Here is a 23,843-nt window from a genome sequence, read left to right as displayed (position 1 = left end):
CGACGAATAGTAGCACGTCAAAAAGCATAAAAGAACAATTTTTGTGCAAAAAGTAGATAAAATTCTATAGAAAAGTTCTTAAAATGTGCAGAAGCACCTTTATAGTGCGTTCTTTAGAATGCTTAATCCATGTGTTTTTGTATGAGTTAAGAACTCTTCCAAGAAGAAATTCCATTGGAATTTTTCATCTTTACTGAGCATATGCTTATTAGGATATTTATTTCTTAGCCAGAACTGCCTCTTACCATTGAATTTTCTAACCTCAGCCATTTTTGCATCATGGTAGACATATATTTCAATTTCCATATTTTGTAGTAAAGATAGAGACTTAGATTTATAGATCTCTATCACTGAAGTATGACTAGATAACTTTCTACAGGAAATTTTTATTTCATTGTTAAATAGACCTTCAGGCATCGAATAGACCATACTTTTCTCATGGTCTGCTATAGGGAAGAAGTGAACAAGTTTTAAATAATTCCTCTCATATAAACGTAGAAGTTGATTCAAAACTCTCTTGCTATGTTTATATTTATTAATCTTATTCTTTGTCATAAGTAGACCATAATATTAACGCAGCTATACTTCTGAAGGGAGACCAAGGTTCAGAGATTTTTTCCATTGTCAAATAGTCAGGTCTATCTTTGAGACCCTTCATTCTTTGGGCTGCAACAATTAGTCCCAAATCAGAATATGGCCAAGCATCAAGCCTTTTTAAGCATGCCATTAAATAGCATTGGGCAGTCCATTCTCCAATTCCTCTAATTTTAATTAGTTCCTTGATTACCTGTGAATCTTCTTTGTTTTTGAGAGCCTTTAGATCTAAATCATTATCTACAATTTGTTTAGCTATACCGGAACAATAATCTATCTTTTGTTTGCTCAATCCTGCCTCTTTAAATTTTTTTGGATTTACAGATAGAAACTTCTCTGGCGTAAAGGGTTTTATTAAAGTTTTCATTCTTCCAAAGATAGCTTGTGCGGAAGCGACTGAGAGCTGCTGTTCTACAATCAAACTTACCAGCCCTTCAAAACCATCTCTCTTACTGAAGGGGTTTATCTCATAATTTTTTTCTTCGAGTACTTTCTTAAAACCTGGCTCTTTTTTTGCAAGGAAATCAAAACCTTCTTTTAAGGTTTCTTCATTGAGCAATTTAAATTTTGTCATATAAGTCGATAGCTACTTCTTTCTTGAAGGGCAATAGAGCTCTTCGAGCTTGGTTGTATTCTAGAATATGTTCTCTTTCTCTATCTAAAAAATCATCGATGGCTTCTTTAAATCTTAAATCCTTTACCCAATGAAGAGAGAAGGTCTCAATAGGGCAGAAGCCTCTTTTAATCTTGTGTTCACCTTGAACACCTGGATCAAAAGAATTAAGTTTTTCTTCAATGCAGAACTCAATACCTTGGTAATAGCATGTTTCAAAATGAAGAGAATCATATTCTTGTAGACATCCCCAGTAACGGCCATAAAGCTTTTCATCATCAAAAAAGTTTAAAGCACCCGCCACATATTCTCCTGAATTATTTTTGGCAAGCACCAACATAATAGTCTCGGGAATGGACTCTACAATTTTTTTAAAAAATTCAAAATTTAAATATCCGCGCATACCTCTTTTTAAGTAGGTGACTTGATAGAACTGATAAAAAGTCTCAAGCATTTCTGGAGTGATTTCACTGCCACGTATTCTAGATACCGTAACGCCTTGGTCATTAATCTTTTTTCTTTCTTTCTTAATATTTTTTCTTTGTCGTGAAGTCATATCTTGTAGAAAATTTTCAAAATTAAGATAGTGATTATTAAACCAATGAAAAGAGTAACTTGTTCTTAAGCTAAAACCTTCTTGCGATAAATCTTCAATTTCTTCTTTATTAGCCAAAAGAATATGTACACTTGAGAAATCACTCTCTTCAGTTATTTGCTTAAGAGCCTCGGATATTTCTTGGATAATTTCTCTACTTCTTGTTTTATCGGTAATAAGTATTCTAGGACCACTTGCAGGAGTAAAAGGTATTGAGCTTACTAGCTTTGGATAGTAGTTGAGTCCATTTCTGTAATAGGCATCAGCCCATGACCAATCAAAAATAAATTCTCCTTGCGAATCTGTTTTTATATAAAGAGGCATAATAGCTAAAATTCTTTCATTTTCTGAAGCTATCAAATGAAATGGAGTCCATCCTTGCTCTGGAGACACACAATTTGTTACTTCTAGGGCTTTTAAGAATTCATATTTTAAGAAAGGATATTGACTGCTTAAAACAGTATCCCAGTCTTCTTTACAAATTTTTTCTATTGAATCTAGGAAATCTATCTTCATAACGAAACACCCAGAATGGAACCCAGAAAGATAGAAAGCCCCAACCAATTATTATTTTTGAAAGCTTTAAGACACTGACTACTTATTTGATCTTTTATCAGATAGGTTTGGTAAATTGCTAGTAAGAAACTCATTAATGCAAAAGGGTAAAAACTAATATGTAAATTAAGAAGAACCGCTGCATAAACTAATATCAGAATAGAAGTGAGATGAAACAAAAAGAAGAGAGGAACTACGATACTCCCAAAAGTAATTGCTGAAGAATTTATACCCAAATTTAAATCATCTTTCTTATCACAAAGTGCATAAGCAGTGTCATAAGCAATAATCCAAAAAAAACACGAAAAAAATAATAAGAGGCTAATATTACTAATGTTATTTGTTTCAGCTGTAGACACCATAATTATCCCCCAGGAAAAAGCGAGTCCTAAAAAAATCTGAGGGACAGAAAAGAATCTTTTACTTAAAGGATAAATAGTCGCTAGGGCTAGACCAACCATAGCCATATAAGTGGTTAATAGATTCATGAAAATTAGTAGAGAGGCAGAAAGTAATACCAACAAAGTAAAAAGGCCCAAGGCTTCACCGGGTCTAATTTCTCCGCTAATCATAGGTCTATTTTTTGTTCTTTCTACTTTTCCATCAAAATCTCTATCAAAATAATCATTTATTACGCAGCCTGCTGATCTCATTAAAAATGTCCCAAGGATAAATAAAAATATTAAGCGTAAGTTTGGATTACCATTTGTCAGAATGAAAAAAGCACTGAGGGTAGGCCATAAAAGGAGTGCAGTACCAATTGGTTTATCTGCTCTCATTAATTTAATAAAGCTTAAAATTTTCTTTGTTTTGTACATCGGCAAATAATACTTGTCGAGAAGATTGATACTTTAGTCTAAGTTGCTAATAAAGTTGAGTTAGAATATCTTTTTTTGAAAAAGGAGTAAGCTTTGAAAAAGTGGGAATGCATTGTTTGTGGTCTGATTTATGATGAAGAGGAAGGCTGGCCAGATGATGGCATTGAGCCTGGAACAAAATGGGAAGATGTACCCGAAGATTGGATATGTCCAGATTGCGGAGTAGGCAAAGAAGATTTTGAGATGGTTGAAATAGGTTAATTAATGACTCTTACTTCTAGAATTATTCTTTCCATGCTCTTGGCCATGGCTGGTGGTATCTTGCTTAAATTGGTAAATGATGCAGGTTTATTAGGGAGTATAGGCCAATTAATTTTGATAAATTTTTTTACCGAAGGTTTATTGGATGTTGTAGGACAAATTTTCATAGCCTCTTTAAGATTAGTAATTGTTCCCCTTGTGTTCTTCTCTCTCGTTTGTGGCGTTGTTTCAATTTCTTCTACATCGAGAATAGGTACTATAAGTATCAAAACTTTATCTCTATATTTATTAACAACTGCAATAGCCATAACGATAGCACTTTCCTTCGCTCTTTTATTTCAACCCGGTGTAGGAATTGATCTAGCCTTGCCAACAACTTTCGCTTCAACTGAGGCACCATCTATAAAAGAAGTTTTAATCAATATTTTTCCGACAAATCCCATTGCTGCCATGGCTGAAGGAAATATGCTTCAAATTATTGTTTTCTCGCTCTTATTTGGAATTGCCTTAAAGAGTCTTGGATCTGCAGGTGAACCATTGAAAAATGCTTTTGAGTTAATAAATGATGTCATCTTGAGTTTGGTAAGGATGCTCATAGAACTTGCTCCTTATGGAATCTTTGCGTTACTTTTTTCACTATTTGCTGTTCAAGGATTCGGTATGATTGGGGATTTAGCAAAGTACTTCTTTTTGCTTGTCTTTGTTTTAATCTTCCATGCATTCATTACTTACGGCAGCTTATTGACTCTTCTAGCACGATTAAATCCTATTAAGTTTTTCATGAAAGTAAGATCGCTTGCAGTTTTTGCTTTTAGTACCTCATCAAGCAGCGCAACAATGCCTATAACCTTAGATACAGTAAAAAATAAAATAGGAGTTAACTCTTCAATTGGATCTTTTACGGTCCCTCTTGGTGCAACAATTAATATGGATGGAACCGCTATCATGCAAGGCATAGCTACAGTCTTCATTTCTCAAGCTTACAACATAGAACTTTCTATGGTCGATTACTTGATGGTTATTCTTACTGCAACTCTGGCATCTATAGGCACTGCTGGCGTTCCCGGAGTTGGCTTAATTATGCTTGCAATGGTTCTTGAACAGGTTGGTTTACCAGTAGAGGGCATTGCTCTAATAATAGGGGTTGACAGGTTGTTAGATATGACGAGAACTGCTGTCAATGTTACTGGAGACGCAATGGTTTCTAGTGTAGTTGCAGTCTCTGAGGATGAATTTGATATAGAAACTTTTCATTCTGAAAAATAATATTTTAATTAAACCTTTATACCGTTAGACTAAGCGCTTGGATTACAGATTCCAATTTTTTTGAGGAGAAATAATGTTAGAAAGTTATCTTGCTATACCACCAATGCTTGGTGTTTTGGGCTTACTAGTTGCTTTGGGTATATATCTAGTTGTTACCAGGTTTCCTGAAGGAGATGAGAGTGTAAAGAAAATAGGTGACCAAATACATCTTGGTGCTATGACCTTTATGAAGACCGAATATACCTACTTAAGCATTTTTGCATTAATAGTTATAGTTTTAGTATGGTTTTCTTTGGGTGAAGGAACAGCAATAGCTGTTTTCGCAGGAGCCTTATCTTCCTCTGTAGCCGGTTGGATAGGCATGTACTCTGCTACTAAAGCAAATGTAAGAACAGCAACAGCTGCTTCTGACTCAGGTGCTGAATCAGCTTTATCTGTAGCTTTTTATGGCGGTTCTATCATGGGTCTTTGTGTAGCTTCACTCGGTTTGATTGGTCTAGGAACGCTTTTTTATATATTAAGTGGTGATGCACATTCAATTGAAGGTTTTGCAATGGGTGCATCTATAGTGGCTCTATTTTCAAGAGTTGGTGGAGGGATTTATACCAAAAGTGCTGATGTTGGCGCAGATTTAGTTGGCAAAGTAGAAGCTGGGATTCCAGAAGACGATCCAAGAAATCCTGGAGTGATAGCTGATAATGTCGGAGATAACGTAGGTGATATAGCTGGTATGGGCTCAGATATTTTTGAATCCTATTGTGGTTCAATGGTGGCTTGTATAGCAATAGCTTCAACTTATCTTATAACCTCTGAATTTTCTCAAGCAGATAAAGAAGGAATGATGTTCTTACCTTTGGCATTGGCTTCAATAGGTTTGATAGCATCTATTTTAGGTATTGTGATTGTTAGACTTTTTTCTAAGTCTTCACCCGCAAATGCAATGAGATGGGGCACTATGGGTGCACCTTTTATTTTCATCGTAGCGGCTTATTTTTTAACTAATGTTTTAGTAGGAACTAATGGTTTTGATGTTTGGTTGGCTGTTGTTTGTGGTTCAGTAGGTGGAATAGCTATTGGGTTAATAACGGAATACTACACTGGTTCTAGCCCAGTAGTAAAGATTGCTGAGGCCGGCCAAACTGGCTCTGCGACCGTAATGATCACTGGACTCTCAGTGGGTATGCAATCTGTGGTCTTACCTATAGCTTGCATTATTCTCATTATTTATATTTCAACTGAATTAACAGGCCTTTATGGTGTTGGTATTGCTGCAGTCGGTATGTTGTCAACTGTAGGTATAACTATGGCTATAGATGCTTATGGACCTGTTGCAGATAATGCTGGAGGGATAGCAGAAATGGCAGGTATGCCTTCTGAGACTAGAGTAATTACAGACGAATTAGATGAGCAAGGTAACACTACCGCTGCCATTGGTAAGGGTTTCGCTATCGGAGCTGCTGCTTTAGCAGCATTAGCAATAATTTCGGCTTTTGTTGAAACAGTTTCTGCCAATAGGGCCGAGCCACTTCAACTTGTTTTATCTAATCCTACAGTATTAATAGGTATATTTATTGGAGGTGCTATACCTTTCTTAATAGCTTCAATTACTATGACAGCTGTTGGAGACGCAGCCTTTGAGATGATTAACGAAATTAGAAGGCAATTTAAAGAAATCCCAGGACTTTTAGAAGGTAATGCAGAGCCTGATACTGCGAAATGTGTAGATATTGCAACAGCAGCCGCACTTAAGAAAATGCTCCTACCCGGTGTTATTGCTGTTTCGGCACCACCTTTAGTTGGATTAGGAATTGGAGCTGAGGCTTTGGGTGGCTTGCTTGCAGGAGGTCTTCTAGTTTGTGTGCTTATGGCATTATTCATGGCAAATGCTGGGGGTGCTTGGGACAATGCTAAGAAGTATATTGAGAAAGGAAACCTTGGTGGTAAAGGAACTGATACTCATTCAGCAGCTGTTGTTGGTGATACTGTTGGAGACCCTTTTAAGGATACATCAGGTCCATCAATGAATATTCTGATTAATGTAATGGCAATTGTAAGTTTAGTAATTGCTCCTTTGCTTTAAATAAGAAGATCTTTTTGCATAGTCTTATGAGGTATGCCTGTATCAGAATGATATGGACATACCTCTTTATAGCCAAGATTTGAATAGAAACCTATTGCCTCTTCTCTTGCATTCAAAACCATAATTCCTGCCCCTTTAGAAGTAGCATATCTTTCCAATTTATCAACAATCTCTGAACCTATACCCCTTCTTTTAAACCTGCTATCTACGGCCATGTATCTTATTTGAGCTTCATTCTCAGAATTGAAATGCACTCTACCTGAAGCGATTACATTTTCTTTTTCATCTATTCCCATCAAATGAAAACTTTTATCTTCTATGGTATCTGCTAAAGATTCTTTTGACATGCCTAGGGGTTTTCGAAGTACTTCCCATCTAAATAAGAGATAGCTTTCCCATTCTTCAATACTTTCAGGAGATTTTATAGAGTAATTAGGCATATTAAGGCGTAAGATTCTACAATAGCTGTTATGGGAAAGCAGGATAATATTTATGAAAAAGGCAATTTAAGTGGTTTGCCTTTTACCTTCAATGAAGAGGTAACTGAAGTTTTTGAAGATATGATAAAAAGATCTGTTCCCGGCTATAAAACTAGTCTAAATATCATTGCCCATTATGCTAAAAAGTTTTATAAAACTGATACAAATTGTTATGACATTGGTTGCTCACTAGGGGCCTCTAGCTTTTCAATCCTTCAAGGTGCAAACAAAGCTAAAGTAATAGCGATTGATAAATCAGAGGCCATGATAGATGAGTGCGAGCGTATATTTAAAAACTATAAAAATCCTAGCTCATTAGTTTTCTTGAATGAAGATATTATGGAAAGCAATTTAAAGAATGCTTCTCTAATAGTTGTAAACTATCTCATTCAATTTTTGGACTTGGAAGAAAGAGATATTCTATTTAAAAAAATATTTAAAGCTTTAATCCCGAATGGAATTTTAATTTTGTCAGAGAAAGTTCATTATGAAAATAAGTTTGAGAATCAAAGAATTATCAATACACATCATCTATTTAAATCAGCAAATGGTTACTCCGATATAGAAATTTCCAGAAAACGAGATTCTCTGGAAGGGATTCTAAAGACGGAATGTGAAGAAGAACATATTTTAAGAGCAAGAAAAGTTGGTTTTATTAAGGCTGAGAAAATTTTATCTAATTTAAATTTCAGGACCTTTGTATTTTCAAAGTGAACATGTTTATTTCTAAAGAAGTAGAGGCATTGTATTACCGATATAAAGACAATCCATTTGGTAACAAGAAGGATAGAAGAATTGAAAGTTGGTTAGAAATCTTAAGTAGATTACCAAATATTCTAAATGCAGAAGTGGAATTAATTAATGAGATTAACATAAATTTCTATATTGAAGACAATGACGAAATAGAAAGCTTACTTTTGCAATTAATCCCGTGGCGGAAGGGGCCTTTTATAATAAATGATATATTTATTGATAGTGAATGGGACTCTGCAAAAAAATGGAAAAGATTTCAAAAACTTAATATTGACTTAGATGGTAAGTCCATTCTTGATGTGGGATCTGGTAATGGATACTATGCTTTTCGAATGCTGGGCATGGGTGCAGATAAAGTTCTTTGTTTAGAACCTAACCTGGTACATGTTGCACAATTCTATGCCATTAATCATTTCGTTGACTCTGAAAATATCAGGATGATACCTGAGCGTATAGAAGAGTCAGGATTAAAAAATTCTAAATTCGATGTAATATTTAGTATGGGCCTCTTGTATCACCAAAGAAATCCTCCTGAGCATCTGAATAACTTAAAAGATTTATTAGCAGATAATGGAAAGTTAGTTGTTGAAACAATTATCTCACCAAAAGAATGCGGCATAGCTCTAAAACCTTCGAATGGAAAATATGCATCAATGCCAAATGTTCATTTTGTCCATACTGATAATGGGTGCAAGTCCATTTTTAGAGATCTTAGTCTACAAGTTTACGCTGAGAGCGATCTAGCAGTAACAAATGACAAAGAGCAAAGGAGCACCAATTGGATGCCATTTAAATCATTTGAATCAGCTTTAAATCTGAAAAACAAATCTATCACCGTAGAGGGATACCCTGCACCTAAAAGAAAATTTTATGTATTAGGAAAAGCTTCTTAAGACTCAGAATAATCGACTCTATTGCCTATCCATCTATCAACAAGCATCTTAGCGAATCCCTGTTCATTCCTGCTTAGTTCAATAGCTTCTTCTTGAGCAGCTAACAATAGATTTGAGTCTCTTATCGGGTTTGCAATCTTCAGATCCATTAGACCAGACTGCCTGATACCATAAATATCTCCGGCTCCTCTTAATTCCAAATCTTTCTCTGCTATTTTGAAACCATCATTGGTCTCTTCCATAGTCTTTATTCTTTCTTCAGCAAGACCAGAAAGAGGTTCTTTATAGAGAAGCAGACAATGGGAATCAGTGTTAGCTTTTCTTCCCACTCGACCTCTTAATTGATGTAACTGAGATAATCCTAATCTCTCCGGATTTTCTATAATCATTAGCGTAGCCTCTGGTACGTCTACACCGACTTCAATAACTGTAGTACAAACTAAAAGTTGTATATCTCCATTCCTAAATTTTTCTATGACTGAATCTTTTTCATCTTTCTTAAGCCTGCCATGTACAAGCCCAACCTTAACTTTTGGTAACGAATTTGAGATCTCTTTGTATAGTTCTTCTGCTGACTGAGCTTCTAACTCTTCAGAATCTTCTATTAACGTACAAACCCAATAAGCTCTTTTCCCGGTTAAACAAACTTCTTCTACTCTTTTGATGACCTTTTCTCTAAGCGAATCAGGCCTCGATGATGTATGAACTGGATTTCTACCGGGTGGAAGCTCATCGATTATGGATGTTTCTAGAGAGCCGTAAACCGTCATTGCCAGAGTTCTAGGAATTGGGGTAGCAGTCATAATTAATTGATGTGGACTCTGATTTGTCTCTCCTCCTTTTTCTAACATTGAAAATCTCTGATGAACTCCAAACCTATGCTGCTCATCTATAACTGTTAAGCCAAGATTTTTAAATTTAATTCCTTGTTGGAATATCGCATGAGTTCCGATGAGGATATCTATATTACCTTTAACCAGCTCTCTAATTATTAGTATTTTATCTTTAGCTCTTGTAGATCCTGTCAGCAAACTAACTTTTATACCTAGAGACTTAAACCACTCTGAAAAAGAGGTAAAGTGTTGTTCAGCTAATATTTCAGTAGGACATAAAATTGCAGTTTGCCAATCATTGGATTTAGCATGAAGGGCAGCTAATGCTCCCACGATTGTCTTACCTGAACCTACATCACCTTGTAATAATCTCCTCATTGGAACCATGGCCAACATATCATCCTTAATCTCATCCCAAACTTTTCTTTGCGAATTTGTTAAAGCGAAAGGTAAAGAGTTAAAAAAATCTTTTTCATAGATTGAATTTTTTACCATTGATGGTCCTTTTCTTCCTTCAAGTTCATTCTTTAAAATACCTGCACATAGCATATGTGCAACTAGTTCCTCTTTTATCAGTTTTTGTTGAGCTGGATGTTTACCTTCAATTAATTCGTAAAGATTAGTTTCTACAGGCGGCTTATGAAGAAACTTTAAAGTTTCTAGAAGATTACCAAATTCAGAGTAATCTTTGTTTTGCGATTCTTCCTTCAGCAGATTGTTTTCATCACAGTAAATCAGTGAGCTCTCAATTATCTTTTTGAGTTTATTTTGTTGCATCCCAGAAGTTGTTGGGTAAACCGGCGTAAGATTCTTTTCAACTTCTATTGAATCTTCCTTGCCGAATACTTGATATTGAGGATGAATCATTTGTTTACCATTAGGCCCTGGAGTAATATTTCCATAACATCTAATCATTTTTCCTTTTTCTAAGGCTTTGTGTTGAGCCATTGCAAAATTGAACATTCTCATTGTCAATTTTCCAGTACCGTCATAAATCTCCGAAAAAAGCATCCTTCTCCCTCTAAAGACTACTGTGGATTTCATAATCTCACCTTCTATCAAAACTGGTGTTTGATAATTCGCTGAACTTATTGGAGTTATAAAACTTCTATCTTCATAACGAAAGGGAAGATGAAACGCGGCATCTGTAATATTAAATATCCCTAAATTATTGAGAGATGTTGCACTTTTTGGACCTACGCCCTTCAGTTCCTGGATTGAATGAAGATCTTTAGATTCTTCAGTCATTTATTTATATAGTCTTGGCTAGAATGGCTTCTACCTCAATAGAAGAGTCCAAGGGTAATCTTGCTACCTGAAGCGCGGCTCTTGCAGGATAAGGCTCTGTAAATATTTCTTTCATAATTTCATTTACTAAACTGAAGAGTGATAGATCATGAAGAGAGACATTGAGTTTAACAATATGATTCATATTTAGATCAGCTGCAGTACATAGAGCATCGATATTTTTAAAAACTTGTCGAATCTGATTTTCATCTCCTTCAACTAATTTCATGGTCTCGGGATCTAAGGGTATTTGCCCTGATAGAAATATCAAATTCTCAGTCTCTATTCCTTGAGAATATGGTCCAATTGCTGTCGGTGCTTTTTTAGAGCTAATTTTTTTTTTCATATTAGTGTAATGCTGCTGCTTGCCTCATCTCCCAATCATGTATTCTGGTTACAGAAACTACATTATTTACTGTTCTTATTTTTCTTAATATCTTGGAGAGATGTGTTCTATCTGATACTTCAAGATCAAGTATAAATTCATGTATCTCAGTATTTGTATCCATTGTTTGAATAGAAGCTATATTGGTCTCGAGGCCTGTAATTACAGCAGCTAAATTTGCTAGAAGACCTGGCTCATCTCTTGCAATTACTTTTATTTGAACTAAGAAGGACCTTCCGGAGGGTTTACCCCAATTTACAGGGAAGCACTGTTGAGGATCTTCTCTGACAGATAGGATGTTTTTGCACCTTTCTTGGTGTATGACGAGACCTCTTTCAGCAGTGAAATGACCAATAACAGAATCCCCGGGGATAGGTTTACAGCAGATCGCATAATTTACAATCAGACCCTCCGATCCGGTAATCTCAAGAGGCACAACTTCCTTGTGCTCAATGTCATCATCTTTTAAGAATCCTGTTATTTGTTGAGCCACAATATTACCTACTCTCTGACCTAATCCTATTTCCTCTAGTAGTTTGTTGAGACTTCTTACTCCGATATTTTTTAATACTTTACGAAGGTCATCCTTTTCTATTTCTCTTAACTTAATTCCCATATTCGTCAATGATTGATCAAGCAGCTTCTTTCCAAATTTCCTTGCTTCGGAGGTCTTTAAGTTACTTAGATAGTGACGAATGCTATTTCTGGCTCTTGGGGTTACTGCAAAATTTAACCAAGCAGGTGAAGTTTGAGGAACCTTCTCGGTAAGGATTTCAATTGTTTGACCACTTTCTAGAGGTACACTCAGAGGGGCGAGTCTTTTATTTATTCTGCATGCTCTACAATGATGGCCAATGTCTGTATGGACTGCATATGCGAAATCTATAGCAGTCGAGCCGCTAGACATTTCAATAATTTTACCTTGTGGAGTAAACACATATATTTCATCAGGAAAAATATCAGTTTTTATTGAATCAATGAACTCTTCGGTAGAATCATAATTTTCTCTCATCTCTAGAAGACCAGCTACCCATCTCCTTGCCCTTATCTGGGGATTAAAATCTGACTTATCACCTGATTTATATAGCCAGTGAGAAGCTATCCCATTTTCTGCCATATCATTCATTTCTTGTGTTTTTATTTGTACTTCCACGGGAAATCCTTTCAATCCGACTACACCCGTATGAAGGGACTGATATCCATTCGATTTGGGAATAGCTATATAGTCTTTAAAACGACCTTCCACTGGTTTGTATAAGTTATGAATATGGCCAATAGTGCGATAACAGTTTTCTGGAGTATCTACAATAATTTTTATGGCATATACATCCATAATCTCTTCAAAGGACCTGTGCCTTTCTTTCATTTTCCTATAAATACTATAGGTGTGCTTTTCTCTCCCTTCAACTAAAGCAGGGATACCTTGATCTAGAAGTCTCTTACTGAGTTCTTTTTGTATTTTATTTAGTATTCTTTTTTGACCGCCTCTATTCTTTTTAACGGCGGAGGTGAGCCTTTCATAACGCTTTGGATAAATAACCTTAAATGCCAAGTCTTCAAGTTCACGATATAAATTATTCATGCCAATCCGATGAGCAATTGGGGCATAAATTTCTAGTGTTTCTTTTGCTATCTTTATTTGCTTCTCTCTATTCAGATACATCAAAGTTCTCATATTGTGAAGCCTGTCTGCAAGTTTTACGACGATCACCCTAATGTCTTTAGACATTGCTAAAACCATTTTTTGGAGATTTTCTGCTTCAGCCTCAGTCCGATTAGATATTGAAAGCTTATCTAGTTTGCTGACCCCATCTACAAGGTTGGCAACATCCCTATTAAATTTTTTTTCTATAATGGCTTTTGGGATACCTGTATCTTCAATAACATCATGAAGCATAGCAGCTGATAGGCTATCTTCGTCCATCCTGAAAGAGCTCAAGATTGAAGCAACAGCTATTGGATGTGTTACGTATGGGTCTCCACTGGATCTAAACTGACCGGAATGAGCTTCACAAGCAAAGTTATAAGCTTTATTAACTTGTTTAACCTTTTTTGGATCTAAATAGTCTGACAGTTTCTTTGATAGGGCTCCAATTGATTCCATAATAATATTAATACAGAGATTAAGTATCCCTGTTTTTAGAGCTTATTGCGAATCTTTTTAGGTTTTTTATGATTGAGGTAGATCTTCGGCTGCAAGCTCATCGGAGAACTCTTGTTCTAAATCAGCAATATCAACTTTTAGCTCATTAATATTGTCTGTTGTAACGGTTCCAGCTTCAATCTCTCTTAATGCCATTACTGTAGGTTTATCGTCTTCCCACTCAAGAGTGGGACGTCTTCCACCAGTAGCCAGTTGTCTGGCTCTTTTAGCAGCAAGTATAATTAACTCGTATCTTGTACTGACTTTTTCTAAAGCTTCTTCTACTGTAATTCTAGCCATATTCTTAGTGTTTTAATATGCGGACGCGCATTTTAATGCAAACTTAAGCTTCAATCCAGTAATAGATCTAGAGAATTTTTGATAATTTCACTTCTTTCATTAGTTATCCCCTCTGATGTGAACATAAATTGTTTCAAATCTTCTAAAGCAGCATCAAATTCATTATTTACAATTACCTGATCAAAATCTTTTCCAATATTTACTTCATTTCTAGCCTCTTTAAGTCTTTTAGCTATCTCCGTTTTTGAATCTTGATCTCTAGATTCGAGTCTTTTGGTCAAATCCTTATAAGAAGGAGGAATTATGAATACAGTCTTTGCTTCAGGAAAAGCTTTTTTGACTTGTAATGCACCTTGAATATCAAGTTCAAGCAGTACATTTTCTTTTTTTGAAAGCACTGAAAGGACCCAGTCTTTAGGAGTGCCATAAAAATTACCAAACACTTCTGCATATTCCAGAAAATCATTATTTTTTACTTTTTCCTTGAAACTAATTTCTGATATGAAAAAATAAGAAACACCATCCTTTTCTTTCGGTCTTGCCTTCCTTGTTGTATAAGAAATTCCCAGATAGGTATTAGAGGCAACTGGGTCTTCAAGAACAGCCTGTATAAGAGAAGTCTTGCCGGTTCCAGACGGTGCCGATATAACAAATAATTTGCCCATGATTAAAAAAAGTTTATTGTAGGTGAAATACATTTAAAATATTTAAGTTTTTAGAATTTATGTTAAAAAATGAAACTCTTTTCTTTGAATTGGCTCTAAAGTCAAATGCACTTTTATTAGGTGATTTCATTTTAAAATCTGGAAAAAAAAGTCCATATTTCTTTGATGTTGGATCTTTTTTTAATCAAGGCTTCTTAGCTGAGGTATCAAATCTATATACCGAAGAAATCATTTCAAGCAAATTAGAGTTTGACGTAGTTTTTGGTCCTGCATATAAAGGTATACCTCTGGCTGCAGCCGTATCAGCGTCGTTAAGTACTAAGATTTCTAAACCTATTCCCTTTGCATTCAACAGAAAAGAAGCGAAAGTTCACGGAGAAGGCGGCAATATAGTAGGGGAGTTAAAGGATAAGAAAGTTTTAGTGGTTGATGATGTGCTTACCGCAGGTACTGCTCTTAAACAGTCACTAGAAATAATTACTCAAGAAGGCGGTAGTGCAATAGGTTGTTTAGTTGCGTTAGATAGAGAAGAAATCCTAGATGATTTATTGGCAAGAGATAAAATATTTCAAGATTTTAATATCTCTGTAACTTCTATAGCTAAAATTTCAAAACTTATAGAATTTTTAGAAAACTGTGAACGTCAAGGTGAAGCAGAAATTATAAAAAACTATCTTTTAGGTGCTTAAATGTTTACAGGAATTATTCAAGAAATCGGTATTATTTCTAACAAAGAAGAAACTGAATCAGGTGTAAGGCTTGAAGTTAAAGTTTCAAAAACTTTTCTTATTAAATTACAGAAGGGAGCCAGCATTTCTGTCAATGGTGTTTGTTTAACAGTCATCGAATTTGGAAACGATACCATTTCTTTTGATGTAATACCTGAAACCTTGAGAGTTACAAACATAGAATTTCTATCTGTTGACTCAAAAGTTAATCTTGAAAGATCTCTAAAGTTTGGCGATGAAGTGGGAGGTCATATTTTATCTGGGCATATCTCATGTAGAGCGCCTTCAAAGCTAATTAGTTCGGATGATGAAATTGAGCTTAAAGTAGAGTGTCCGAAGGAGTGGATAAATTACATTTTTCATAAGGGTTATATTGCTTTAAATGGCGCTAGCCTTACTGTTGCGAATAAAACAGATGATACTTTCTCGGTTTATTTAATTCCAGAGACATTAAATGCAACCAATCTTTCTGATATCAAAGATGGTGATTCATTAAATATTGAGGTAGATCAGACGACTTATGCTGCTGTGAAAGCTTCTGAGGCAAGATTTGAAGAAAACTAGCCTTGAAGATTCTCTTTAACTAGTTTGCTGACAATTCCCATATCAGCATTTCCTTGAATGTTGGTTTTTAAAAAGCCCATTACTTTTCCTATATCCTTAGGTTCTTTCGCATCAGTTTCTTTAATCGCCTCTATGACTAGTTTGTAGATGTCTTCCTCGCTCATTTGCTCTGGGAGAAAGTCTTGCAATATGACGATTTCCGACTCTTCTTTTTCCGCAAGATCATTTCTTTGAGCATTTAAAAATTGAGACATTGATTCCTTTCTTTGCTTTATCATTCTTTGAAGAATCTTAATTGAATCCTCGTTAGATAATTCAATTTTATTATCTATTTCTTCTTTTTTTAACTCAGACAGGGCCATCCTTAATGTAGATGTTCTATCTTTGTTTCTTTCTCTCATTGAGGATTTGACTGCCTCTTCTATGAGATGTCTTATTGAATCTGCCATAAGGCTATTGATTAAAATCTAGGAGGTCTTCCTAATCTATTTTTTCTTTGATTTTTTTGTTCTCTTTTAACAGCGGCAGCTTTCTTCCTCTTTAAAACAGATGTCGGTTTTTCATAGAATTCTCTTTTCCTGACTTCTGGGATGATACCTGCTTTTTCACATGCTCTCTTGAACTTCCTGAGCCCTACATCAAAAGATTCATTTGGTCTTATTTTTATTGATGGCATAAATAATCTCTTAAGAGGCCGCAATTCTATAGAACCATTTTTAATTTGGAAAGTGTTTCTTTTTTTTTATTTTCAACGAAAATGACTATCTTTAAGCTAATGAAAATACTTGGAATAGAAACCTCTTGCGATGAAACTGGTGTAGCCATATTCGATATGGAGACAAATAGTATTATTTCTGAGCAACTATATAGTCAGGCTTCTAAGCATGCCGAATATGGTGGTGTTGTTCCCGAATTGGCTTCAAGAGATCACCTTAAGAAATTAATCCCTCTTATAAATCTAGCTATTGAAAAATCTGGCCAAGATCTTAAGGCTATAGATGCAATTGCTTACACCGCTGGACCTGGCTTGAGAGGACCTCTATTGATAGGAGCTTCTACAGCTAAAGCGATTTCAATGTCTTTGAACAAACCCTGTATCGGTATACATCATATGGAGGCGCATCTATTAATTAATTTATTAGAAAATCCCGCTCCATCTTTTCCTTTCTTAACACTTTTAATTTCTGGTGGTCATTGTTTGTTGATCAATGCTAAGGCTCTGGGAGATTATGAGATTTTAGGGCAAACTTTAGATGATGCAGTTGGAGAAGCTTTCGACAAGGTGGCTAAGATTCTAAACCTAGGATATCCAGGTGGCCCTTTGATAGAGTCTCTAGCAAAAGAAGGAAATCTTGAATCATTTAATTTCCCCAGACCAATGACAAATAAGAAAAACTTTGATTTTAGTTTCAGCGGCTTAAAAACGGCGGTTTATTATGAATTTAAAAAAATAAAAGAAATAGATGCTTCCAAAAAAGCAGATTTGGCAGCTTCTTTTCAAGCTGCAGTTGCAGATACACTCTTAATAAAAACAAAGGAAGCAATGGAGGCAACTAACCTTGATGAATTAGTAATAGGTGGGGGCGTTGCATCTAATAAGTATATTCGTAGTAAGTTAATAGAAGGTTTGGAAGATAAAAAAATCTTTTTTCCGCCCATTAATAGATGCACAGATAATGGAGCTATGATTGCTTATGCCGGCAGCTTTTACATTAAAAACGCAAAAGAGAATCTTGATCTGGATATTAAGCCCAGATGGCCTCTATCAGAGATAACAAATGGATAAAGTTTTCATTAAAGGTTTGGAAGTCGAAGGAATCATTGGTATTTTTCAGTGGGAACGCGAGGTAAAACAAGTTATATCCGTAGATATAGAAATGGAATTTGATAATAAGTTAGCTGCTAAGTCAGATTCTATAGAAGATGCACTGAATTATAAGAAAGTAGGAAAGAGGGTCACGGCTTTCGTACAAAAGTCAAAATTTAAACTTGTTGAGTCACTTGCCGAGAATATAGCAAAGATAATTCTTAAAGAATTTCCTGTTGGAAAGGTTAAAGTAACTTTAAGCAAACCGGGAGCTCTAAGAGGATCTGAGTCTGTTGGAATAATTATTGAACGACCTTGACTGAAAAAGTATTCATAAGCATAGGTTCAAACCTAGATCCTGAGAAGAATATTGATAAGGTTAAGATTCATCTCGACAGCCATTTTGAAGTAACCTATTCAAGCATCTATAAAACTCCAGCAGAAGGCTTTCCTGGACAAGATTTTTTGAACTTGGTTTGTTCATTTGAGACAAATTTTGATCCTCTTGGATTAAGATCGTTTTTAAAAGAAATTGAAAAGAAAATGGGCAGAACGCCCAGTCAAAAGGGTATGTCGAGTAGAGTGATTGATTTAGATCTAATTCTTTATGGAAATTTGATAGAAAAAACAGACCAATTGGATATACCCAGCAAAGATATTGAGAAATACAACTTCGTGCTTGAACCTTTGTGTGAATTAGCGGGCGATGCTATTCATCCAGAACTAAAGATTTCTTTTAGAGAAATAAAAGATCAAATTATTTGATTATTTATTTTTCCCCCAGTTTTTTTGCTCTTTCAACCACTGATTCTTCGTCCGCTTTAAGGTTTTTGGCTGCCAAGAAAAGAAAAATGCTTGGGATGATAAGTATGATTAGTATAAGGGCCATAGACGTTTGCATTGCATCACCTGCTGTATAACCCTGAGTTTCAAACATATCACTAATTCTTCCCAGAGTATAAGGTCCAAGGGCAAGGCCTATCATACTTAAAGTGAGAATAAAAAAAGCTCCGGCCATGGCCCGCATTCTGGGTAATACTAAATTTGTAACGGTCGTTGCAGCACAACCCACATAGACAGAGCTACCAATGTGATATATGAAATTGAATATTAAAGAAATATTCTTCGATTCAGCATAAATCATGCCAAAACAGCCTACAAGAGTAATTAACACACCGCCTGCAAAAATTACATATAGTCTTCCCCCTACATATCTCTCGCGAAGCTTATCTCCAAAATAACCTCCTCCTATGACACCTATAAAAGAGCCAATTGCTGTAATAAGGCCAATAAGTGTTCCTATTTCTAATGCAGACATCCCATGATTATTTATGTAAAAAGAAGGAGTAAAAGCGGAGTAGGCATATCCTACAAAAGGTATACAAGGAAATGCCATAAAAGAATACAAGGCCGCCTTACTTTTAAACATCAACGTAAAAGCTACGACATCTCTTTTACTTAAGCTTTGTATCCATGTAGATACTAAATAGGCTCCAATTCCCCATGCGGTCCATTGAAGAAAGTCACCAGTAAGCTGATATAAAACATAGCATGAACCAAAGATAACAAAAGCAAGAAGTGCATTTATGGCAATTGCCTTTAAAGATTCTTTTTCACCAATAAGAGAAATAGGCGTTAACCCAATAAATTCTTTAAATGTATCTTTAAAAGGCTCCTTACTTGTCTCAGTGGCAATCCCTTCACTCATTCCTCTTACTGGCTCTTTTATAAAGAAAAAAGTGATTATCGATAATAAAATACCAGGAAGTCCCACTCCCATAAAAGCTGCTTGCCATCCTTTTAATCCAAAAGGGGCTAAAGTGTGATCGGGGTATGCAGAATTCCATGTATCAAGAATTGCTCCTCCAAGAAACAGACCAATTCCTGCTCCAATATACAATCCGCTGGAATAGATAGATAAAACCGTAGCTCTAACTTTTGGAGAGAAATAATCTGAAAGTAATGAGTATGCCGAGGGAGATGCACTGGACTCACCAATGCCTACGCCGAATCTGTAGATTGATAAACTTAGAAAAGATTTTGCTGTTCCTGAAAGGAATGTCATGAAGCTCCAAAAAGCCAGACCAATACTGATTAAGTTTTTTCTATTCCAAGAATCAGCTAATTTTCCCATCGGGATGCCTACAACTGAGTAAAAAACACCAAATGCTGTCCCAAATAAAAAACCTATATCGCTGTTAGAGATCCCTAAATCAGCTTTTATATCTTCGGCTAATATCGAAAGTATTTGTCTATCAATGAAATTAAAAATATAAACCAACACTAGAAGGCTTAAAGCAATTTTTGCGTGATAGCCTCCTACCTCAGAACTTTTATCTTCTGACAAAGTCTTTCCTTATTTAATTTACTTTATTCTTAAGTTTCTATGATTGCAGTTGCATTGCCAGTAATTACCGCAACATCATTCTGATTTGTTGTTTCAATCATTAGATCAACTACTTTAGACCCTTCTTCTTCACGGATTTCAATAATTGTGGCTTTTCCAGTCAGTGTATCACCGGGCCAAACTTGATTTGTGAATCTAACTCCGTATTTCTTTAACGCGCCGTCGCCAACATAATTTGTGAGCATTGTCCCAGTAAGTCCCATGGATAACATGCCATGTGCAAAAACACTGGGATATCCTGCTACTTGCGTTGTAAATATTTCATCGGTATGCAGAGGGTTATAATCACCTGAAGCTCCAGCATATTGAACTATTTGGGTTCTTTTTAAGTCCTCTACCAATATAGCTGTATGAGTATCCCCGACTTTTATTTCATTTTCTTTTAGCATCTGTTTCTCCTAACTATCTACGGCTCTTTCAGTTTGAACTCCAACACCTGTTGCAGTTATAACTAATTCACCATTTTGATTTCTGTATTCAGTTACACTTTCACTAAATTTTAATTTTCCAGCTCTTTTACTTTCTTTTTCCCATGTATTTCCTGGTTTGGTTGTAGCAGTTAAAACATCTCCAGCCTTCACAGGCAGATGATATTCAAAGTGTTGCTCAGCATGAAGACCCATAGCTGCACCACCTCCGCCACCACCCTTATCTTTTGAGGGCTTTGCCCCAGATGCTTCTTTACCTGAACCAAACCAACCTTCACCGCCTATCTTAGGCCTAAGAAAGTAGTCAGGATCAAACTGCGCACTAGATTGTGCAAATGTGGGTGGAGCAATTATTCCCCCTAATTCTGTTTCTTTAGCGTAATCCTCATCATGATAAATTGGGTTTGCATCTCCTACCGATCTTGCAAACATCATGATATGACTAGCCTCTACTAAAAATTTCTCAATCGCCATATTCCTCTCCTATAAAAAATTCTTTTTTACTAAATCCCATGCTTTATCAGACAAGTTCCTTACTCCGCTAGCTCTCTCGGCAGCATTTTCGTGAGCGGCTGTCCCATCTCTTACTCTACCTAATATGCCTTGTAAAATACCAGCTAATTTAAACAAATTATATGCAGAATATAGATCCCATTCTTCAGTTAAATCTACATTGATTTTTTCTGAATACATTTTTACGTAATCATCAATCACAGGAATACCCTGATTTCTACAATAATCTTTATCAGCTAATTTTGGGTTCATTATGTATTGAAGGCAGTGATAATTAAAGTCAGCACAAGGATCGCCCAAAGTTGAAAGCTCCCAATCCAGTATAGCAATTACATTTGGATCATTTTTCCCTATCATGACATTCGTTAAACTATAGTCCCCATGAACAATTCCAGTTCTTTTTTCTGAGGGTAAATTCTTGGGTAACCATTCGATTAGACAATTCATCGAGTCAATATTTTCAGTTTCAGAATCAACATATTGTTTTGACCATCTAGAAACTTGGCGACCAACATAATTCCCAGGTTTTCCAAAATCCTCCAAACCAATCTCACTAGGGTTTACTAAATGTAGTTTAGCCATAGAATCATTCATAGATTTGTAAACGCCTAAAGCCTCATCCTTATCACTATCTTCCATTGCTGCATCCCATAAAACTCTTCCATCTTTAAATTCCATTAAGTAGAATGCAGTACCAATCACATCATCATCTTCACAAAGAGCGTAGCTTTTTGGCACAGGAACATCAGTTTTATTAAGACCAGTAATAACTTTATATTCTCTATCCACTGCATGAGCAGATTTTAATAATTTACCAGGAGGTTTACGTCTTAGAACATAGGATTGGTTCGGCGTTATTACTTTGTAAGTTGGATTAGATTGACCACCTTTAAATTCTTCTAATTTAATATTTCCTTCAAAACCTTCTATATTTTCATACATGAAATCTTGAAGTTTAGAGACATCAAACTGATGTCTCTCCAGAACTTCCATTGTTCCAGTATTTTCGTCAGTCTCGTGCAATTCATTCCCCATAACTCAATAATAAGATAGATGTAAAAATGATAAAAGAAAAAATTTATCTAGTTTATGGATCGACCACCATCAACTTTTATCACCTGACCCGTTATATATTCTGCCTCGGATAAAAAGACTGCCAAAGATGAAATATCCTCTGGACAGCCAATCCTCCCTAAGGGGACTTTTGCTAATCTTTGCTTTTGTTGATCTTCACTCAAGTCTTCATCCTCAGGCCATAGTATCGCTCCGGGAGATATTGCATTTACCCTTATATCTGGGGCTAACTCCTTTGCTAAAGACTTAGTAATACCTTCCAAAGCAGATTTGGCACCCGAGTACAGACTGAAATTTTTTATACCACTTGGAGCTAATGTGTCAGAAATATTTATGATGCATCCCTTGCCTTTTTTTAAGAAGGGCAGAAGGGCTTGGGTCAAGAATAACGGAGTTGTTGCGTTAGTGGCCATTAAGTTATTCCACTCGTCCATTGATGCATCTTCTATTGGAGTAGGGTAGAAACTAGATGCATTATTTATTAAAACTGATAGCTCGTCAGTTATTTCAGACAAGCCTTGAGTCAATTTTTTAATTGAAGATTCCTCATCAAAATCTGCCTGTAAAGTGAAACAAGAGTCTTTTCTAATTTTGTTTAAAGTTTTCTTAATCTCATTCGCTTCTGATTCAGAGGAATTGTAGTGGAATATGATATTGAAACCTTCATTGTGGAAATGTTGACAAGTACTCTTCCCAATTCTTTTTGCACCACCAGTAAGGAAGATAAATTTTTGTTTCATAATTTATCTAAATAATTTTTAACGGCAGCTAATCTATCTGTATTTAATTTTTTTGCAATCAACTTACCTTCTCTTAATGTTTTATCAACGCTGACATCACTGAGTAGATCATAAATTTCTATCCATTTTTCGGGCTTTAATGATGATTCAATTATATATGAGGAAGCTTTTGAAGCTTTATAGAATCTTTCGGGCTTTCTTAACAAGTCACATTTATTTACTAGATCCATCAAAGATTCAGGGGATACCTTTTTACCAGAAAATAAATTTATCTGACTACAGATTTCAGATATTTCGCTGAACTCTTTGGGAGCATTAAAAGAGTTATTTATTTTCTCTATATTCTCATTTTCTGAAACCGAAACGGACCACTTTATAGTGTGATCTTGATTGTCTGATGATGTCTTTTCTAGAGCATTTAGATTGAGATCTATAGGTTGGCAAATTTTTTCTAGGGCACCTACCTTTAAAAGAATAGAAAAATATTCCTCAGGATTGCTTGTAGATAGAGCTTTATATGTTTCCGACCAGACTCTCTCTTTGCTTAGAGTCTCTATTTCTCCTGAAGAGCTAATTTTTTTCATTTGTTCTAATGTATTATTTTCTATTTTAAAATCTAAGAATTTGAGCTTAGAAGCAAATCTTGCAACTCTTAGGACTCTCAAAGGATCCTCATCAAAAGAAGTAGAGACACTTTTGAGTAATTTATTTTTAATATCCTCCATCCCGCCGTATGGATCAATTAAATTACCATCTTTATCCTCTGCTATCGCGTTGATTGTCAGGTCTCGTCTCAGCAAATCTTCTTCCAACGTTACAGAAGTATCAAATTTAAATTCAAAACCTTTATGTCCTAGGGCCGTCTTTCGTTCTTGCCTTGCAAGCGCATATTCTTCCTTAGTTTTGGGATGTAAGAAAACGGGAAAATCTTTACCAATTTTTTTATATCCCTTATCAATTAGCTCACTTTCAGAGGCACCTACAACAACCCAGTCTCTTTCTTGAACCTCTATATTCAATAGGGCATCTCTAACTGCCCCGCCAACTAAAAAAATATTCATA

The 23,843-nt window shown here is 35.5% G+C and carries 28 protein-coding genes; 10 read left to right on the top strand and 18 right to left on the bottom strand.

Annotated features, from left to right (window positions below):
* Positions 1-99: 99 nt before the first annotated feature.
* From M9C83_07560 to ubiA, 4 genes are read right to left on the bottom strand one after another with little or no spacing between them, the layout of a single operon-like run.
* Positions 100-555 (bottom strand): DUF1249 domain-containing protein, encoded by a 456-nt coding sequence (locus M9C83_07560; GenBank protein ID URQ66495.1) that lies wholly within the window; start codon positions 553-555, stop codon positions 100-102.
* Positions 542-1,168, bottom strand: a complete 627-nt coding sequence (locus tag M9C83_07555; protein ID URQ66494.1) for a DNA-3-methyladenine glycosylase 2 family protein — start codon at positions 1,166-1,168, stop codon at positions 542-544. Before M9C83_07555 ends, M9C83_07560 begins: the two co-directional genes overlap by 14 nt.
* Complete coding sequence (locus M9C83_07550) at positions 1,155-2,318, bottom strand: GNAT family N-acetyltransferase (protein URQ66493.1); 1,164 nt, start codon at positions 2,316-2,318, stop codon at positions 1,155-1,157. Before M9C83_07550 ends, M9C83_07555 begins: the two co-directional genes overlap by 14 nt.
* Positions 2,315-3,175 carry a 4-hydroxybenzoate octaprenyltransferase gene (gene ubiA, locus M9C83_07545; protein ID URQ66492.1) on the bottom strand — a complete coding sequence of 287 codons (861 nt, stop codon included), beginning with the start codon at positions 3,173-3,175 and terminating at the stop codon, positions 2,315-2,317. The genes M9C83_07550 and ubiA overlap by 4 nt, the downstream gene beginning before the upstream one ends.
* Positions 3,176-3,268: 93 nt before the next feature.
* Between ubiA and M9C83_07540 the strand changes: the two genes are divergently transcribed.
* The 3 genes from M9C83_07540 (at position 3,269) to M9C83_07530 (ending at position 6,782) form a co-directional block, all read left to right on the top strand.
* Positions 3,269-3,436 carry a rubredoxin gene (locus M9C83_07540; GenBank protein ID URQ66491.1) on the top strand — a complete coding sequence of 56 codons (168 nt, stop codon included), beginning with the start codon at positions 3,269-3,271 and terminating at the stop codon, positions 3,434-3,436.
* 3 nt (positions 3,437-3,439) lie between these two features.
* A complete protein-coding gene (locus M9C83_07535) occupies positions 3,440-4,702 on the top strand; it encodes a dicarboxylate/amino acid:cation symporter (protein URQ66490.1) in 1,263 nt (420 codons plus the stop codon).
* Positions 4,703-4,775: 73 nt separating this feature from the next.
* Positions 4,776-6,782 carry a sodium-translocating pyrophosphatase gene (locus tag M9C83_07530; protein URQ66489.1) on the top strand — a complete coding sequence of 669 codons (2,007 nt, stop codon included), beginning with the start codon at positions 4,776-4,778 and terminating at the stop codon, positions 6,780-6,782.
* Here M9C83_07530 and M9C83_07525 read toward each other — a convergent pair.
* On the bottom strand, positions 6,779-7,222 hold the full coding sequence (locus tag M9C83_07525) for a GNAT family N-acetyltransferase (protein URQ66488.1): 444 nt from the start codon (positions 7,220-7,222) through the stop codon (positions 6,779-6,781). The two genes, M9C83_07530 and M9C83_07525, sit on opposite strands and share 4 nt — an antisense overlap.
* A gap of 30 nt (positions 7,223-7,252) precedes the next feature.
* Between M9C83_07525 and cmoA the strand changes: the two genes are divergently transcribed.
* Positions 7,253-7,975, top strand: coding sequence for a carboxy-S-adenosyl-L-methionine synthase CmoA (cmoA, locus tag M9C83_07520; protein URQ66487.1), 723 nt, complete (start codon positions 7,253-7,255; stop codon positions 7,973-7,975).
* Positions 7,976-7,977: 2 nt separating this feature from the next.
* Positions 7,978-8,907, top strand: a complete 930-nt coding sequence (gene cmoB / locus M9C83_07515; GenBank protein ID URQ66486.1) for a tRNA 5-methoxyuridine(34)/uridine 5-oxyacetic acid(34) synthase CmoB — start codon at positions 7,978-7,980, stop codon at positions 8,905-8,907.
* Here the strand turns inward: cmoB and recG are convergent.
* The 5 genes from recG to gmk all read right to left on the bottom strand — a co-directional run bounded on the left by recG (position 8,904) and on the right by gmk (position 14,520).
* Positions 8,904-10,988 (bottom strand): ATP-dependent DNA helicase RecG, encoded by a 2,085-nt coding sequence (gene recG, locus M9C83_07510; protein URQ66485.1) that lies wholly within the window; start codon positions 10,986-10,988, stop codon positions 8,904-8,906. The two genes, cmoB and recG, sit on opposite strands and share 4 nt — an antisense overlap.
* A 4-nt stretch (positions 10,989-10,992) precedes the next feature.
* A complete protein-coding gene (locus M9C83_07505; GenBank protein URQ66484.1) occupies positions 10,993-11,373 on the bottom strand; it encodes a Rid family detoxifying hydrolase in 381 nt (126 codons plus the stop codon).
* Position 11,374: 1 nt separating this feature from the next.
* The gene (locus M9C83_07500; protein URQ66483.1) at positions 11,375-13,516 is read right to left on the bottom strand and encodes a bifunctional (p)ppGpp synthetase/guanosine-3',5'-bis(diphosphate) 3'-pyrophosphohydrolase; all 2,142 of its coding nucleotides are present in this window, start codon (positions 13,514-13,516) and stop codon (positions 11,375-11,377) included.
* A 66-nt stretch (positions 13,517-13,582) separates the two neighbouring features.
* On the bottom strand, positions 13,583-13,855 hold the full coding sequence (gene rpoZ / locus M9C83_07495; GenBank protein URQ66482.1) for a DNA-directed RNA polymerase subunit omega: 273 nt from the start codon (positions 13,853-13,855) through the stop codon (positions 13,583-13,585).
* Positions 13,856-13,905: 50 nt separating this feature from the next.
* Entirely contained in the window at positions 13,906-14,520 is a 615-nt protein-coding gene (gene gmk, locus M9C83_07490) for a guanylate kinase (protein URQ66481.1), read from the bottom strand.
* A 59-nt stretch (positions 14,521-14,579) separates the two neighbouring features.
* On the opposite strand from gmk, the gene pyrE reads away from it, so the two are divergent.
* Positions 14,580-15,209 carry an orotate phosphoribosyltransferase gene (gene pyrE, locus M9C83_07485; protein ID URQ66480.1) on the top strand — a complete coding sequence of 210 codons (630 nt, stop codon included), beginning with the start codon at positions 14,580-14,582 and terminating at the stop codon, positions 15,207-15,209.
* Positions 15,210-15,812, top strand: coding sequence for a riboflavin synthase subunit alpha (locus M9C83_07480; GenBank protein URQ66479.1), 603 nt, complete (start codon positions 15,210-15,212; stop codon positions 15,810-15,812). It abuts the gene before it with no gap.
* Here M9C83_07480 and M9C83_07475 read toward each other — a convergent pair.
* Both M9C83_07475 and rpsU read right to left on the bottom strand, forming a co-directional pair.
* On the bottom strand, positions 15,809-16,261 hold the full coding sequence (locus M9C83_07475) for a GatB/YqeY domain-containing protein (protein URQ66478.1): 453 nt from the start codon (positions 16,259-16,261) through the stop codon (positions 15,809-15,811). The two genes, M9C83_07480 and M9C83_07475, sit on opposite strands and share 4 nt — an antisense overlap.
* Before the next feature lie 11 nt (positions 16,262-16,272).
* Positions 16,273-16,488, bottom strand: a complete 216-nt coding sequence (gene rpsU / locus M9C83_07470; GenBank protein ID URQ66477.1) for a 30S ribosomal protein S21 — start codon at positions 16,486-16,488, stop codon at positions 16,273-16,275.
* A gap of 99 nt (positions 16,489-16,587) precedes the next feature.
* Between rpsU and tsaD the strand changes: the two genes are divergently transcribed.
* From tsaD to folK, 3 genes are read left to right on the top strand one after another with little or no spacing between them, the layout of a single operon-like run.
* Positions 16,588-17,598 carry a tRNA (adenosine(37)-N6)-threonylcarbamoyltransferase complex transferase subunit TsaD gene (gene tsaD, locus M9C83_07465; protein ID URQ67411.1) on the top strand — a complete coding sequence of 337 codons (1,011 nt, stop codon included), beginning with the start codon at positions 16,588-16,590 and terminating at the stop codon, positions 17,596-17,598.
* Positions 17,591-17,938: a dihydroneopterin aldolase gene (folB, locus tag M9C83_07460; GenBank protein ID URQ66476.1), complete on the top strand. Its 348-nt coding sequence runs from the start codon at positions 17,591-17,593 to the stop codon at positions 17,936-17,938. The genes tsaD and folB overlap by 8 nt, the downstream gene beginning before the upstream one ends.
* Positions 17,935-18,384: a 2-amino-4-hydroxy-6-hydroxymethyldihydropteridine diphosphokinase gene (gene folK / locus M9C83_07455; protein ID URQ66475.1), complete on the top strand. Its 450-nt coding sequence runs from the start codon at positions 17,935-17,937 to the stop codon at positions 18,382-18,384. Before folB ends, folK begins: the two co-directional genes overlap by 4 nt.
* A gap of 4 nt (positions 18,385-18,388) precedes the next feature.
* On the opposite strand, the gene M9C83_07450 is transcribed toward folK, so the two are convergent.
* Genes M9C83_07450 through M9C83_07425 form a run of 6 tightly spaced genes read right to left on the bottom strand, consistent with a single transcriptional unit; the run spans position 18,389 to position 23,842 of the window.
* Positions 18,389-19,966 (bottom strand): MFS transporter, encoded by a 1,578-nt coding sequence (locus M9C83_07450; protein ID URQ66474.1) that lies wholly within the window; start codon positions 19,964-19,966, stop codon positions 18,389-18,391.
* A gap of 29 nt (positions 19,967-19,995) precedes the next feature.
* Complete coding sequence (locus tag M9C83_07445) at positions 19,996-20,415, bottom strand: MaoC family dehydratase N-terminal domain-containing protein (GenBank protein ID URQ66473.1); 420 nt, start codon at positions 20,413-20,415, stop codon at positions 19,996-19,998.
* A 9-nt stretch (positions 20,416-20,424) separates the two neighbouring features.
* The gene (locus tag M9C83_07440) at positions 20,425-20,928 is read right to left on the bottom strand and encodes a MaoC family dehydratase N-terminal domain-containing protein (protein ID URQ66472.1); all 504 of its coding nucleotides are present in this window, start codon (positions 20,926-20,928) and stop codon (positions 20,425-20,427) included.
* Positions 20,929-20,937: 9 nt separating this feature from the next.
* The gene (locus M9C83_07435) at positions 20,938-22,002 is read right to left on the bottom strand and encodes a phosphotransferase (protein ID URQ66471.1); all 1,065 of its coding nucleotides are present in this window, start codon (positions 22,000-22,002) and stop codon (positions 20,938-20,940) included.
* Between the two features lie 47 nt (positions 22,003-22,049).
* The gene (locus M9C83_07430) at positions 22,050-22,781 is read right to left on the bottom strand and encodes a pteridine reductase (protein URQ66470.1); all 732 of its coding nucleotides are present in this window, start codon (positions 22,779-22,781) and stop codon (positions 22,050-22,052) included.
* Complete coding sequence (locus tag M9C83_07425) at positions 22,778-23,842, bottom strand: multifunctional CCA tRNA nucleotidyl transferase/2'3'-cyclic phosphodiesterase/2'nucleotidase/phosphatase (GenBank protein URQ66469.1); 1,065 nt, start codon at positions 23,840-23,842, stop codon at positions 22,778-22,780. The genes M9C83_07430 and M9C83_07425 overlap by 4 nt, the downstream gene beginning before the upstream one ends.
* Position 23,843: the final 1 nt, after the last annotated feature.

The organism is SAR86 cluster bacterium, from assembly GCA_023703575.1.
Taxonomy (GTDB): Bacteria; Pseudomonadota; Gammaproteobacteria; order Magnimaribacterales; family Magnimaribacteraceae; genus Magnimaribacter.
Note: the sequence above shows the minus strand (reverse complement) of the source record. Positions and strands in the feature narration are given on the sequence as shown.